General features: G+C 56.6%; 12 protein-coding genes and 1 pseudogene. 5 read left to right on the plus strand and 8 right to left on the minus strand.

Annotated elements, in window-relative coordinates:
- Window positions 1–30: 30 nt before the first annotated feature.
- From AGR1_RS29050 to AGR1_RS29060, 3 genes are all read right to left on the minus strand, one after another.
- On the minus strand, window positions 31–867 hold the full coding sequence (locus AGR1_RS29050; protein WP_149149188.1) for a hypothetical protein: 837 nt from the start codon (window positions 865–867) through the stop codon (window positions 31–33).
- Window positions 867–2,351 (minus strand): AAA family ATPase, encoded by a 1,485-nt coding sequence (locus AGR1_RS29055; RefSeq protein WP_246669784.1) that lies wholly within the window; start codon window positions 2,349–2,351, stop codon window positions 867–869. Before AGR1_RS29055 ends, AGR1_RS29050 begins: the two co-directional genes overlap by 1 nt.
- Before the next feature lie 182 nt (window positions 2,352–2,533).
- A complete protein-coding gene (locus AGR1_RS29060) occupies window positions 2,534–3,664 on the minus strand; it encodes an RHE_PE00001 family protein (protein WP_149149190.1) in 1,131 nt (376 codons plus the stop codon).
- 190 nt (window positions 3,665–3,854) lie between these two features.
- Here AGR1_RS29060 and AGR1_RS29065 point away from each other — a divergent pair, with 190 nt between their 5' ends.
- Window positions 3,855–5,003, plus strand: a complete 1,149-nt coding sequence (locus AGR1_RS29065) for a site-specific integrase (RefSeq protein WP_149149191.1) — start codon at window positions 3,855–3,857, stop codon at window positions 5,001–5,003.
- A gap of 431 nt (window positions 5,004–5,434) precedes the next feature.
- On the opposite strand, the pseudogene AGR1_RS30070 reads toward AGR1_RS29065, so the two are convergent.
- Both AGR1_RS30070 and AGR1_RS29075 read right to left on the minus strand, forming a co-directional pair.
- Window positions 5,435–5,739 (minus strand): annotated as a pseudogene (locus AGR1_RS30070) (peroxiredoxin); the annotation flags it as partial.
- A gap of 145 nt (window positions 5,740–5,884) precedes the next feature.
- A complete protein-coding gene (locus AGR1_RS29075; protein ID WP_149149193.1) occupies window positions 5,885–7,429 on the minus strand; it encodes a hypothetical protein in 1,545 nt (514 codons plus the stop codon).
- A 143-nt stretch (window positions 7,430–7,572) separates the two neighbouring features.
- On the opposite strand from AGR1_RS29075, the gene AGR1_RS29080 reads away from it, so the two are divergent.
- A complete protein-coding gene (locus AGR1_RS29080; RefSeq protein ID WP_149149194.1) occupies window positions 7,573–8,436 on the plus strand; it encodes a hypothetical protein in 864 nt (287 codons plus the stop codon).
- A 143-nt stretch (window positions 8,437–8,579) separates the two neighbouring features.
- Here the strand turns inward: AGR1_RS29080 and repC are convergent, their stop codons facing one another.
- The 3 genes from repC to repA form a co-directional block, all read right to left on the minus strand.
- The gene (gene repC / locus AGR1_RS29085; protein WP_149149195.1) at window positions 8,580–9,794 is read right to left on the minus strand and encodes a plasmid replication protein RepC; all 1,215 of its coding nucleotides are present in this window, start codon (window positions 9,792–9,794) and stop codon (window positions 8,580–8,582) included.
- A gap of 154 nt (window positions 9,795–9,948) precedes the next feature.
- A complete protein-coding gene (gene repB / locus AGR1_RS29090) occupies window positions 9,949–10,935 on the minus strand; it encodes a plasmid partitioning protein RepB (protein WP_149149196.1) in 987 nt (328 codons plus the stop codon).
- Window positions 10,936–11,009: 74 nt separating this feature from the next.
- Entirely contained in the window at window positions 11,010–12,197 is a 1,188-nt protein-coding gene (gene repA / locus AGR1_RS29095; protein WP_149149197.1) for a plasmid partitioning protein RepA, read from the minus strand.
- A 440-nt stretch (window positions 12,198–12,637) separates the two neighbouring features.
- Between repA and trbB the strand changes: the two genes are divergently transcribed.
- The 3 genes from trbB to AGR1_RS29110 are packed head-to-tail and all read left to right on the plus strand — an operon-like array spanning window position 12,638 to window position 14,262.
- The gene (gene trbB, locus AGR1_RS29100; protein WP_149149198.1) at window positions 12,638–13,603 is read left to right on the plus strand and encodes a P-type conjugative transfer ATPase TrbB; all 966 of its coding nucleotides are present in this window, start codon (window positions 12,638–12,640) and stop codon (window positions 13,601–13,603) included.
- Window positions 13,593–13,970 carry a TrbC/VirB2 family protein gene (locus tag AGR1_RS29105; RefSeq protein WP_149149199.1) on the plus strand — a complete coding sequence of 126 codons (378 nt, stop codon included), beginning with the start codon at window positions 13,593–13,595 and terminating at the stop codon, window positions 13,968–13,970. The genes trbB and AGR1_RS29105 overlap by 11 nt, the downstream gene beginning before the upstream one ends.
- Entirely contained in the window at window positions 13,963–14,262 is a 300-nt protein-coding gene (locus AGR1_RS29110) for a conjugal transfer protein TrbD (RefSeq protein ID WP_149149200.1), read from the plus strand. The genes AGR1_RS29105 and AGR1_RS29110 overlap by 8 nt, the downstream gene beginning before the upstream one ends.
- Window position 14,263 lies beyond the last annotated feature (1 nt).

Here is a 14,263-nt window from a genome sequence, read left to right on the forward strand (position 1 = left end):
ACATGCTAGAGACCGGTTGGGCATGCTAGCTCACGCAAACCCGCCGTCACAGAACCAGTCGTCCGACGACCAAGCGCGATAGGCAGCGGTCCGCCACCCGTTCCGCCGAGCATGGCGGCAACTGGTCGCTCTCGCCGACAATTCCTCACGCACAAAATCGACACCACCAGCGGCATGCAACCCACAAAGTTCGTGCCTGATATTGAGAAGCTCCTCGGCAGCTTGCGATGCGTATAGCGATGAGAGATCTAGGCTGCGGAAGTGATTGAGCATTCTCTGCATAAGCAATGGACTCCAAGTGGCAACGAGCTGAACTTCAAATAGAAGCGCACTGGGCGAGGTATGTTGAACGGTGGCAGCCAACCACGTCTCGCCGTCAACGTCATCGTAATAGGGATGGATTGCTACTTCTTCCGCAGTTGCGGGAAAGCCTGCAAGTTTCGCCTTGTTGCAGTCCGAACACGAAGGGACAAGATTTAGAGGAGCAATCGCGAGCGCTGGATAGTGTGCTTTTGGTAGATGGTGATCAAGGGTCATGACATTGCGGTGTCCACAAAGTGGACAACGACCATTCGGCGCCGACGCAAAAATCTCGTCGTAGATCGGACGGCCCGGCCCCTTTAAGCCTGCTAACCGCTGGGTATAGACAGCTTCCATCTCCTCTTTTGTGACATCTACGACCGGAGAAGTCCGTGGAATGAGATGCAGATCCTGCGAATGGGCGGCTGCGTCGTAAGCGGCTGACTCGGCGACGACCGTGTCGGTCGCAGCCACGAGGCGTGCCTTCAGATCCGCATTTCTAACGCGGCTGATGCTGAGATTAAAGGCTTCTAACGCGGTGTAATTGGGCTGATCGAGGGTCAACATTAGTTGTTGTTCGCGTCCCTTGCCGCTATGAGGCCGCGAACAAGGGCGCGCGCCTCGCCACCAAGTTCGTCACCAAACTTTTCCACGATCTGCCGGAAAGTCAGCCCGCTTTTAACCTCCTCAGTGAGCAATTTGTGAAACCCTGATTGGGTCACCTCGAGGCCGAAGATCTCTCGTGTCAAAATGCCCACATTCTCGCCGAAGGTCTCAATCTCGGGTCGTTCAGCGATTGCTCGTTCGCCCACACGACGTATCTTCCACGCACAACTGAGGGGCACCTCTTGAAGAACTACGGGTGAGTGAGTCGCGATGATCGCGACTCCATTTCTGTTCACCAGCAGATCGGAGAGTGCCCGAACGAAGGCTGAAAGCAGCGGAGGGTGCAAGTGCGCTTCTGGCTCATCGAGCAACACCAAAGTGCGCTCCTCGACGGTTTCCACCAGCCGAGTAATGGTCAAGAGGACGATCTTGTGACCGGAGCTCAGAAGGTCAAATACCCGGCGCGCCTCAGCTTTAGCGTCGTCAATGCCGAGTTCCTCATTGGCCAACTCAACGACTTCCGCGTCGCTAAAGACGCGATCAGTCTCCAAAGTTTCCAGCGCCCTTCGCCAACGCGAAGCGCGTGCTCCTTGGCGGCACACGAGAACGCTATTGGCGAATTCCGTTGCCAATCTCGCCGGCGACTTAGGCACAAGCTTGCGATCTTTGTCGGCGCTATCAATTCTTTTCAAGCCAACATAGGTATAGAGTACGCCGTCGCTCTTGTTCTGCCGATTGGGCAGTGGCTCAAAAGTATCGAACGCGCTGAACGAGACAGAAACTAGGTTGGCAAACACTTGATCGGCGAGAATGTCTTCCGGATCCCCCTCAAAGGAACCGACCTCACTCACATTCGCTTTCGAATCGACGATTGCTCGGGTCATGTTGTTTAAGAGATGTGTCTTGCCGACACCATTTCGCCCGATAACAACGTGGACATTGGTTGGCGGGTTCGACCCAGGCTCCACGTCAAAAGTGAACACCGGTGGGTCGACCCGTACTCGCCGTGGTTTCGGCGCTGTGTATGAAAAGTGATACTTCGAAAGCCGGGCTCCGCCTCGCGACATTCGCGAGAACTGTCCCTTCACTGTAGCCGGTGTAACTGAGCGAAGAAGCGAGACACCGGTGACACTCTCATCCCGCGCAAGCTGAAACCGATCTGGATCAAAAGCCATGTCGCGCAGCCCCCGCAGGATGAAGTCACGGGCCTCGTCACCAAGTTGATTAAGGTCTTCATAGTAGCTGTCGTCTTGTCCGATCGAAAAAAATTCCTCACCCAGTTCGTCGAACTCCGTTGGCAAGGCCGGCCGTCGCTGCTCCTTCCCCATATTGAACTGGCCAATCTTCACTCCGCCAATAACATGCCGCTTCCCATCACCATCGAAAACAATAAGCTGATAGAGGGTGTTGTACTTGAACCAGTCGTCCCAATTGTCGGTGAGCAAGAACGCGCACCCGACGGCGTCCCTGGGAGGTCTTTCCCCATTTGCAAGTACTCTGAAGAACAACGTCTACCCCACCGCGCCGCCGGCGATATCCAAGCCTGCCGCATTCAATCTGTGCGACGATTGTTGAATGCCGCAACCGTAATGATTTCCGGCGCCGAGATCAAATGATACAATCGTAGCTATATCACTCCCCATGCCCGAAACCTCCCCCTCCCCGTCATCTCTCTGAGGCCGAGTTCCAAAACAATCCTCCTCGCCGCCTGCGGCGTCACCTCGAGCGTTTTCGCCACCATCCCGGCCGACACCAGCGGTTTCGCCATCACCAGCTCGACCAGCTCCGGCAGTTTTGAAGACGCCCGTCGCCCCGCCAATTTCCGGTCCATCATCTGTCGAGCCAGCGCCAGCCTGTCATGCTCCTTCAGCCCGATCTCGGCCGCAGCCAAGAGCCCGTGGGCGATGGCGAGCAGCCTAGTCTCACGATCGCGATGCCGTCGGCGATCGACGGGAATGGTCTTGAGGCCCAGGTTGACGGCGGCGAGATGGGCACTGGTGGTGACACCGGCCTGGCGCAGGATGGAGGCGGCAAATAGCCGGCCGAGCCAGGGTGCATGCTGGAGGACGGAAAGCTCGTTCCACGCATCGAGGACGACGATGGCCTGCAGTACTGCGGGCAAGTTTTCGGCCTGGCGCACCACGCCCCGCCATTCGTCGAGCCTGGAATCCTCGTCCCAGTCGAGATCATAGACCAACGGATCGGCCGGAGCCCGGCCGGGCTTTTTGGCTCGTTCGATCGCAGCGTCAGAGCGCGCGAGCAGCGCATCGATAGCCGCATAGTCGACGCCGGGGAGATCTTGGGCGTCGTCGGCGTCGTCCCCCTCCTCTTCCGCGTCGATCGCGATCGCCGGCCGAATAACTCCGGTCGTCGTAGTCTCGTCCGCGCCGCCCGCCCCGATCTCCGAGGTTTTCCGCAGCGAGAGGATGCCGTCGGCAGAGAACGCCCAATCCGGGGATTGGCCGGCGATGCGCCGACGGGTTCGCAGCACGTCGCGGGCGATTGTCAGCTCATGGGTGGGTGTGCGAATATCGCGGGTGGCGTCATGGAGGACGAGATCTTCGAGATGCACGAGTTCGCCGTCGATCCACAGCGAGGCACAGGCGTCGGCGAAGTGGGACCGCTCGACCCAGCCGTGCCCGACCGGCGAACGGGCGACGCGCTCGTCGAGACGCGTCAGAGCGATACCGGCGTCAAAGGCCGACCGCATTAAGGTCGTCATGCTGATTTCTGCGAGATCGTAAGCCATTGAGATTATGGTAAATTATTTCTTAAAAGAACTCTATATGGATATTACAGTTCCTCACATGGTATGATTGTTAATTGGGGTTCTAACCATCGATAAGTATCCCTTATCGATGGTAGTTGATTTCGCGGCGCAAATCGAGTGAAATCGGGGCAAATCACGGTGCCAGCGGCCGCCGAAAGCCGCGATTCTGGAGCCTATCGTGCCTAAAGCGAAGACATCACACACGTCCGTCGAGCGGCGCGCCGAGGAGCTCGATACCATCGCGTCCGTTTTGCCGCTCGAACGCCGCGACGAGCTTGCCGAGCTGTTGACCGATGATGACATCGAGACGCTGCGGCATCTCGTTAATCAGGGAATGGGCGACAATACGCTGAGGGCCCTGACGTCTGATCTTGCCTACCTGGAGGCCTGGGGTCTCGCTGCCACCGGACAGTCCCTGCCCTGGCCGGCGCCCGAGGCGTTGCTGCTCAAATTCGTAGCCCATCATCTGTGGGATCCGGAAAAGCGCGCAAGTGACCCCAACCACGGCATGCCTGATGATGTCGACAAAAATCTAAGGCGTCAGGGTTTCCTGAAATCCGTCGGCCCGCACGCGCCTGACACGGTACGGCGCCGGCTGGCCAGCTGGTCGACATTGAGTAAGTGGCGCGGCCTTGACGGTGCCTTCGCCTCCCCTGCTCTTAAGTCAGCCATTCGTCTGGCCGTGCGCGCCGTTCCGCGAACCCGTGCGCGCAAGAGCGCAAAGGCCGTCACTGGCGACGTTCTGGCAAAGCTGCTGGCGACGTGTGAGTCAGACAGCCTGCGCGATCTACGCGACAAGGCAATCCTGATGGTCGCCTTTGCTTCCGGCGGCCGTCGACGCAGCGAGATCGCCAGGCTACGCGTCGAGCAGCTGACAGTCGAGCCACCGATCGAGGTGAACGACGGTCCTCCCCTCCCCTCACTTGCCATCCATCTTGGTCGAACCAAAACGACGACAGGCGAGCAGGACGATGTCGTCTATCTCACAGGCCGACCTGTCGAGGCGCTGAACGCCTGGCTGGCGGCCGCAAAGATCGAAAAGGGCAGCGTGTTTCGGGGAATTGGGCGATGGGGCACCGTTTCGCGGCGTGCGCTCGATCCGCAGTCGGTCAATGCGATCCTGAAGCAGCGGGCACAGATGGCCGGGTTAGACAGTGGGGAGTTTTCGGCGCACGGGTTGCGATCCGGCTATCTAACCGAAGCGGCCAATCGCGGCATCCCTCTCCCAGAGGCCATGGAGCAATCGAGGCATCGGTCTGTTCAGCAGGCCTCCAGCTATTACAACAACGCCGCGAGGAGGACCGGACGGGCAGCAAGGCTCCTCTGATAGCCAGAGCCGACCCCTTGTGGACCTCCTTAGCGCGTGCGAATTTGCCTCATGATAGTTGATCCCAACTCAGTACTGGATAGCGCGCAAATCCAACTCATTCCTGAGGAAGCAATCGTGCTGTTCGAGCTGCTATCGCGGTGGTGTGACGACAACAATGCGTCAACACCGGAGGCCTCTTGTTTCGAGAGCACTGCCGAGGGCGCTGTACTTCGTAGATTGTTGGCTGACCTTGAGAAGCAATTGGTCTCCCCTTTCAAAGCCGAATATCGCGACTTGTTGGATCGCGCTCGCGATCGATTGAAAGGAAACTGGGACTATCCGACATTGAGAGGCTGATTACTTGACCACCCTTGCTACCGAAGTGCCGGTTGCGACCTCAGGGCGACATGAGGCTGCTTCTCGCCCAAACCGGTCATCGTGGATTGAATCGTATCCTGAGTTGAAAGACCGAACAGCCGTTTAACGCCGTGAGCTTTCAACTCCGCGTAATGGTCGCGAAACGCACAAGACTGTGGTGTGCAGCCCCAAGCGCCCGGAATTGCATCCCACCCCTCAATGGCTCCGCCACTGGCCGGACTGGTGCGGGGGTAGGCTTAGATAACCGTCAGCCCCCGCCGGAAAGATCAACGTTCGCTCCGTTCGTGGCGGACAATATTATGCTGGGAATACGCATGCCTGTCAGATGTGCTGCTTTCCCATCATCTGCACGACCCGTCATATTTTCGATATCCATTGCAGTGCCAAACATTTTCGCAATCAATTCGTATCGACACTAGCTCCACTTTTTCAGTGCTGCAAAACGGATGATCTTTAAGGCAGAAACTTCTAGTCATTCTCCCCAAGGCTCTAGCGTACGTACTCGAGCAAGCCGGTGCTGGTCATTTCGTTTCCAGTTCAGTTATTTGCGCAAGACCGCATAGATGGCAAAATGCGTCCGAAAAAATCGGAGATCTGGAATTACCCTCGCCTCTCCAATGATATTGGTGAATCTCAATATCGAGGGCTGAAACTGCCGCGGCAATGGCGCTAGAAAGTTTGGCGTCGATCAACAGTACAGGCTTGTGACCTGAAAGGTTCGGGAAAAGCTCTCGGTACAGCATGAGCTGGCCGACCGCCGTGTGTACATCAGACGTGCTGCATCCAGTCTTGATTTCAACCAGCAGGGGCGACCCGTTGTCACGGGCGATCTCCATATCAATCGAGAAACCTCCTGCTCGACGCCATTTCCGATATCTAACTTCTTTCGCCGATAATGCAGTTGCGAGGGTTTGCCATACCTTACCATGCAACTGTTCAACGACCCGTGGATCCAAGGCAGGTCGAGCAGGCAGAACATAGGGTTGATCGCTCTCTCCCCCTCCAGCCCAGGCTACCGCATCCTTTCCGGTAGCCTGGGCTAACGGTGTGCGGGCCGCCCAACACAGTTCAACGAATGCCGCGGTTGTCCGACGAATACGCGCCGGCGGATCACTAAGATCTGCAACGAGAAACCAACTGCGCTCGGCTGCTTTTCCCTCTGCAGCAACCGATAAAGGTTGCAGGCCGGTCAACGAAATGAATTCTGGCACGCGAATATCGGGTGCGGGCCGCCTTCCCCGCAACCAACCCCGACGCAGCAAGTGCAGCCCTCCAGTTTCGTCCGTTGCCACTGCCGTCAGGCGATTATAGTTCCCTGGCTCGGGCGGAGCATTGAGCTCCACTGCCCATTCGTTGCCAAGAGGATCAAGGCCCGCCTTTATTTCGGCGCCGCCCTCACCATCTTGCTCAGTGAACCAAACGTCTTGTTGCGCTATCCGTCGAACGCGTCCTGACACATCTGCGTTCTCAAGGAGTGCACTGCGCCAATAGTCGAACGATTTTCGCGACACTTCCGTGTCCGTCACCAGATGCAATGCGCCAGAGGCGAGACCAAGTCTGCGTGCAATCTCATCGTAACCAGGTTCAAAGAGGCCGATAGCTTCTATGCTCCAATCAATCAGTTGATCGAAGGTCCAAGACAAACCGACCTGCGGCGACGCGATGCTGGCGAATGGCGAGAGACGATGATCTTGGCGACTTAGCTCCTCGTAGATGGCGCGAACGGAGTCTGGAGCGCTCACTGTATCGATTTTTACGCAAAACCCGTCGGCATCTATCCCTACCGTGAAAGCGAGATGTCTTGGCGCGTTCTGCCGCGGATAGATCCGGGTCCAGGTATATGGTTTGAACCTCTGTCGCCACTGATCGGTCGGCTTTGACAGTTTGCGGACAAAACCGTCTGGGAACAATTTGCGCTGCAAAGCACGAGCCCATTCGGCTGTTGCTTCATAGGCATCAACAAGTTCGGCGTATGCAGCGTCTTGGTAAGCGTCTCCGTCTCGCCGCACCTGGCCGCTCAGGTCCGCAAGAAGCGCGAAATGCTTTGTCTTAAAGCCGTGATCCATCGGTCCCCACTGCAATAGTGCCCTTATCAAAGTCGTACGTCCTGAGGAGCCATATGGCTATAAGGAACACGCCGACGCGTCACGTTCTAAGGCAGCTGAGCGTTGGAGTGCCAACTGCAGCGAGAGAGAGGAGATTCAACAGAATGCCATTCAACACTCACGGCTTTGCCGACGTCGATTACAACACTTATTATCGTCAATACGCAGCGCCTTTTTTGAGTGAAACAAATGAGGAGAATAACGACTTCTTCCTCAAGGAAGCTCAACAAAGCCACCTTTACGGAGTCAACAACGCGCTCAACGAGGTGGTAACCGATGCGGCACTGCTGACCTCCTTACCGTTATCACCCGAGGCTGAGGATCATCTTCGGTACGGGGTTTTGCGCAGGTTGCGAATGATTTCAACGTCCTTTCGGCACTTCCAAGCCTTGGTGCCACCGAACCGCGTTGTGCCGCTGGTGCTTGAGCAATCTGACGATGTCTCGCGCTACCTCAACTCGATTTACATCGATCTACTAGGCTTGATGGACAACTATGCGTGGACACTCACGCATCAGTTCGGGAATAAGAAAACGCTTTCCGCCGACAGAATGCAAATCGGTCTGTTCAAGCCTGCGGTGGCAAAAGATCCAGCTCTGTCATCCCTAATGAGCGAGGTTCGCGCCTTTGCTCAATGGGAGAAGGAAGTCAAAGAACGACGAAATCCGGCAGCACACAGAATGCCCCTTTACGTACCTTCAGCATCACTTAGCCCAGACGACGCCTTGGAATATAGGAGGCTCGGAGAACTGGCATCATCTGCGTTACGAGATCAGCAATTTGAGCGTTACAGAGAGTTAAACGACGCCCAACAGCGGGTTGGGTCATTCCTCCCCAAATTTCTCCACGATCCCGCGGGACCCGTAGACAACATCTATCCCACGGTACCAACCGACATCGGGAATGCCATTTTGATCGGACGCCTGGTACAGACATTCATTAGAAAGGAAATCCAAGTCGCTACGTGAGATTTCACTTCGCGGCCTAGAGGAGTAAGCAAAGCCCATCTTCATGTTTTCATTGCATAAAAATGCCATTTGTACCGCTGACAATTTTGTGGCCGAAAATGATGAGATGCTACGCAACTCTACGGCGGCGACAAGAGACCTTTTCAAGCTGATTGTTGTCGCGGCGGCTCCTGCGTCCTAAGCAGCGCCATCAGCATCGGACCAAGCGAGAACTCACCTTTCTCACTTCGCCTCGTCAAGTCTCGTAGATAGCCGCCCGGCGAGTTGATGTGCCCAGCTCGCTCAAGGACACACGCCATGGCCACGGCCGCATTCTCGGGCCCCATGGTCTCGCAAGCGTCCTGGTAGGCTGACGGACTGACGCCAAGCATGGTTCGGACGACCACCGCCGCGGCCATCAGCTCGCGCCAATGCGAGATCGACCCTCCAATCGCGTAGTCAGAAATCTGCGGACACGCTCTTAACACCATTCCCAACGGGAAAGCCTTTATCGGCTCGGTACCACGGTTCGGCTTAGGCACTGTCGTTCCGCCCTGCTCTTTTTCGGAGCGAGGTTCAAGTTCATTTAAGGATTCGGTATTTGAATTCTGTATGTGCTGACGGATTTCGCTATCATTGGTGTCGGAATTTTGAGGATTTAGCTGAATTTCCAGTAAGTTGACGGCTTCTTCGTTGAGGAGGTTGAGTTCATCGAGGCAAGCTTCGAAGGCCTCCGCTGTTTTGGCGAGTTTTATGCGCGCGATCGCCCCCACAAGGGCACTTTCAACTGCCTGCCAATTCCCAGGTGCACCCTCCTCTACAGCAGCCGTAATGAGCTTGCGTACGTTGCGCCGCGCGATCGTGATGCGCTCCTTCGTAATGCGGAGGTGGCGGCTCTCTTCCCTGACTTGATGCGCCATCAGAGCGAGCTCCTCAGCGCGTGCGAGGAGCGGCGCGAGGCTGAAGCCGTACGCTGTTTCGATCTCACCATCGCTCCCTTTACGGGCGTAGCGTTTGCCATTTGGACTATCGTTACGATGAATCAGCCCTGCATCCACCAGGAGCGCCAGGTTTTCCCGTAGGGTCGTTCCTGCGATTCCGTTGGAGCGAATGGCTAGCTGCGCGTTCGACGGAAACACGACAAGATTGCGGTCTTCGCTGAGTTCTTGTTCTGGATAGAAGCTCAGCAGCGCGTTAAGCACGGCGAGCGCGCGATCGCGGAGGCCTAGCAAGGCTCTCGCCTCGCAGGCGCTACGATAGACCTTCCACTTGTCGACGGTCTTCCCTGCCCTGATATTTGCCGTGGCGAGTTGACCTTTGACCAAAGCAAGCGTCATCGGCCGCCGCCCGAACGGCGTCGTTACATTTCCTGACTGCATTTTCCTCTCACCTTTCGAAAGGCAAAGGAAATCCGCTCACCAAACTGGCGCCAAAGACTCTTGACTGCGATTCATGGAAATGCGATTCTCAGGCTGCTTAGACATGAGGAAGGCTTCCACGACGGCGACGTTTGGGGGCCTTTTTCTTTTGCCGCTACTTTTCCTCTGCTCTGGTTGATTTCAGGAACTCTTGATGCAAGCGGTCTAGGTTATCGGCAATGAACCGCCCAAACCTGCCGGCGTCGTTCGCTTTGAGGGCGATAGAATAGCTCTTTGCGCTTCCTTTGAATTCCGCACGCACGCTTGAGTCCTCAGCTTGCCATACACTAGCCTTGGTGGGACGTTTTGCGGGTTTCGAGGCGTTCTTGATCTCGGCCAAAAGTCCCTCGAACCGGGCATCGGATTCCAGCGACGAGAATGCCCCATTGTTAATGCGCGTTCGTGCAAATTCGAGCGTCGAAGGCTTTTCGATTAACTGAGCGAATTCGGTCCAGCGATTGCGACCGACAGACTTTGCTGCACCGATCGCATTTGCGACATCCGCCGGAACGCGACTCGCTACCGACAGCATTCGCGTCAGCATCGGCGCATCAACGGAAAGCGCTACCTGAATTACGGGTTTTTCGTGTGACAGCTCCAGTAGCCTCTGTGCGAACATTGCGCGCTCGATAAAGGAGAGGTTTTCACGAGCTGAGTTTTCCTGCCCCTGAGCAATGATATGATCCGCGTCGGACAACTGTTTCACGACAGCGCGGACAGGGCGGCCAAGCTCCTTTGCGGCGCGCGCTCGGCGATGCCCGAAGACGATCTGATAGCGGCCATCCGCTGTCGGGTGAGGGCGCACCATTATCGGTGTGTCCTGTCCGCGCTCCCGGATACCCTCGACGAGCTCGCCATAGGCGAGGTCGTCAGCTCCGATCCGATCGGAGACGAAGGAAGAGTCCAAGAGTTCGGGATCGAGATCGATGATCGTCTCGCCCGTAATCTGCTGCTCGGCCTGCGCGACTTTCTCGCGCAGTTCGCTCAATGAGCTAATCATCGATCGTGACGCCCCATGCGTCGCGTAGCCAGGCGTTGCGCGCCGTTCGGTGCCCGAATTTGCCGGCGACGTTATGTTTGCGAAAACATCTTTACGTGCCATTGGATGACGCCTCAGTTTTGATCAAACCGCTGTTTTCACTTCGAAAAATCACAGTTTGTACCGCTGACAATTTACTAAGCATGGCGTCTCCCCCATGCCTTCTGCAGGAGTTCGATGACTTCGTTGTTCACGGCATCCATCGATTCCCGCGCACGGTCGTATGTGGACGCTGTAAACTGCGCGCGCTCGACCTCATACAGGCTCTGCTTCGTCAAACCTGCGTCCGATACAGCAGTCGACTTGACCATATGGTTTTTCATCATCTGCTGCGCGAACATTGACTGCATGAAGCCGACCATCTGCTGTTGCGGGATATCGGTGGGCTCGTAGCGAGTCACAAGATAGCGGAACCAGTCGAGCGACACGTCGACGCCTACGCTCTCGACACTCTTGAGGATCTCGCCAAGCATCAACAGGAACTGGGACATCGACATGATGTCGAGCATCTGGGGATGCACGGTAATGAGGACCGATGTTGCTGCCGTCAGTGCTGTCAGCGTTAGATAGCCGAGCTGGGGAGGGCAGTCGACCACGACGACGTCATATTGGTCATCGACCTCGGCCAAAGCATCACCGATGCGGGTGTAGAAAAGTTTGCCGGCAGTCGAATCCTTGCGCTGCATCGCTATCGGAGTGTCATACTCGTATTCTTGCAGTTCGAGATTGGCTGGCACCACGTCCAGATTTGGAAAGTTCGTGGGCTGGATGACGTCTTTGATCGACTTGCGCTGATCGTCGTAACGCAGCGCCTCGTAGAAAGACTTCTTCTCGTCCAACTCCGGCTGGATGCCGTAGAGCGCAGTGAGGGAGGCTTGGGGGTCGAGATCAACCGCAAGCACGCGATAGCCCTTCAGGGCCAGGAACTGCGCAAGGTGAGCAGATGTCGTGGTCTTTCCCGAGCCGCCCTTGAAGTTGACGACCGCGATGACCTGTAGCTTTTCATGGGCCTGGCGATGTGGAACACGATCGAGATGTTGGCGAAGCTCGTTGACTTGGGCGGCGGTGTAGTAACGACGGCCGGTCGACGTGGTAGTCGGCTCCACGCCTTTTCCCTGCAGGTGGAGCTTCTTTAGATAACTCTGCGAGACGCCGACAAAATCGGCGACTTCCGCCAGTGAAAATTGGCGGAGGGTCTTTTGAGCATTCGGCGGGAATTTCTCCTGCCTTAGCATGTCAAGCTTCGAGGAAATATCCCCGCCCTGCGCGAGGATAGTATCCGCGAAACTCGTCACTTTATCCAAAGCGGCCATTTTCACGTTCATTTAGCTAATCGCCTTCAGTCACGATAATCATAAGGATTTTGTCCAATTATCGTGACAATCACCCGATTCCCAGATCATGGCAAGGAAAATAGGGTAAACAAACCCTTAACTCGCTTCGGGGGGTTCTAACGGAAATTCCCGAGACATGAGCATTTCTCAACAAGATTAGCGACTTAGCGACAACGCCAGCTCTGCCGCCCCTGTGGAGACTACCAGTTTTGATAGTCAGATTTTGTCACCGACCGGCGATCAGGTCGGGTGAACGCGGGTTAATCCTGAGAATCGGTTGCTACCACTTTTGATAGTAGCAGCCTGTGTCCGAACATCGCAAACCTCCCTGTATCCAGCAGAGGAGCACTATCGATGGCTGTGCAAGGCAGACGAGAAAGCGAGCAAACGGAACGGCTAAAGCACCTGTCAGTCGGGAGGGGAGGGCACCAATGACGCAGCACCGGTCCTTACCCCGGTTGATACGAAAACTGCAGGAAGCATTGGGAGATCAGATCTGCGTAGCGCTCGACGATCCGAGTGTCGTCGAGATTATGCTGAACCCTGACGGCAAGCTGTTTATCGAGCGGCTCGGTCATGGGATCACGCCGGCAGGCGATATGCGGCCCGGCTCTGCGGAGATTGTTATCGGCAGCGTGGCCCACGTTCTTGATTCGGAAGTCGATGACGCGCACCCGATCGTGTCGGGCGAGTTGCCGATCGGTGGACACCGCTTCGAAGGGCTATTGCCGCCCGTCGTTTCCGCACCGTCGTTTACGATCCGGCGGCGCGCATCCCAGCTCATACCGCTCGATGCCTATGTGACAAAGAAGGTGATGACGGCCAAGCAGGCCGAAATCATTCGAAGCGCAGTGAAATCTCGACTGAACATCGTCGTATCCGGTGGGACCGGGTCAGGCAAAACCACGCTCGCCAATGCGATCATCGCGGAAATCGTCGAGCACGCACCGGAAGACCGTTTGGTCATTCTGGAAGATACGGCGGAGATCCAATGTTCGGCGGCAAACTCAGTTGCCCTGCATACGAGCGACGAAATCGACATGGCGCGCCTCCTGAAAAGTACCATGCGCCTTCGACCGGACCGGATCATCGTCGGTGAGGTGCGTGATGGCGCCGCGCTCACCTTGCTGAAAGCATGGAACACAGGCCATCCTGGCGGCCTTTGCACGATCCATTCGAATACCGCCCGGTCGGCGCTCCAGCGCCTTGAGCAACTGACAGCGGAGGCGAGCCAGCAACCGATGCAGGGCGTGATCGGCGATGCGGTCGACCTCGTGATCTCCATCGAACGAACAGCCCGCGGACGCCGGGTAAGCGACATCCTGCATGTCACTAAATTTGCATGTGGCCAATATCAGACAGAATCCCATGGAGAGGAACCAAGAAATGCAGCTTAATCGGAACGCGGGAACCCTCGCTGCATCGGCGATCGCGGCGGTTTTCCTGGCATCACCAGCGTTTGCGAGCTCGGGTGGAAGCCTTCCGTGGGAAGGTCCGCTCGAACAGATCCAGCAGTCGATTACTGGACCGGTCGCTGGCTACATCGCGCTCGCGGCCGTGGCGATTGCCGGTGGTATGCTTATCTTTGGTGGCGAATTAAACGATTTTGCCCGCAGGCTGATGTACGTCGTGCTGGTAGCCGGGATCCTGCTAGGGGCAACGACGATCGTGGGCTTGTTCGGTGCGACGGGCGCTTCGATCGGAACTCCACTTGAAGAGCAATTGGCTGCTCCGATGCCGGCAGGGGAGGGGAGGGATGCCTGACGGCTATTCAGGTCTGCAACGTAACCGCATCCACAGGGCACTGTCGCGACCGAATCTCCTGCTTGGGGCGGACCGCGAACTCGTTTTGATCACCGGCCTTGCTGCCGTCATTTTAATCTTTGTCGTCCTCACGGTCTATTCGGCACTGTTCGGGGTCGCGGTTTGGATTTTCATCGTTGGTCTGCTTCGACTGATGGCGAAATCGGACCCGCTGATGCGGCGCGTCTACGTCCGCCACATCTCCTATAAGCCCTATTACAAGTCCACGTCTGCGCCCTGGCGCCGGTACTGAG

The sequence above is a fragment of the Agrobacterium sp. B1(2019) genome (assembly GCF_008274755.1).
Taxonomy (GTDB): Bacteria; Pseudomonadota; Alphaproteobacteria; order Rhizobiales; family Rhizobiaceae; genus Agrobacterium; species Agrobacterium salinitolerans.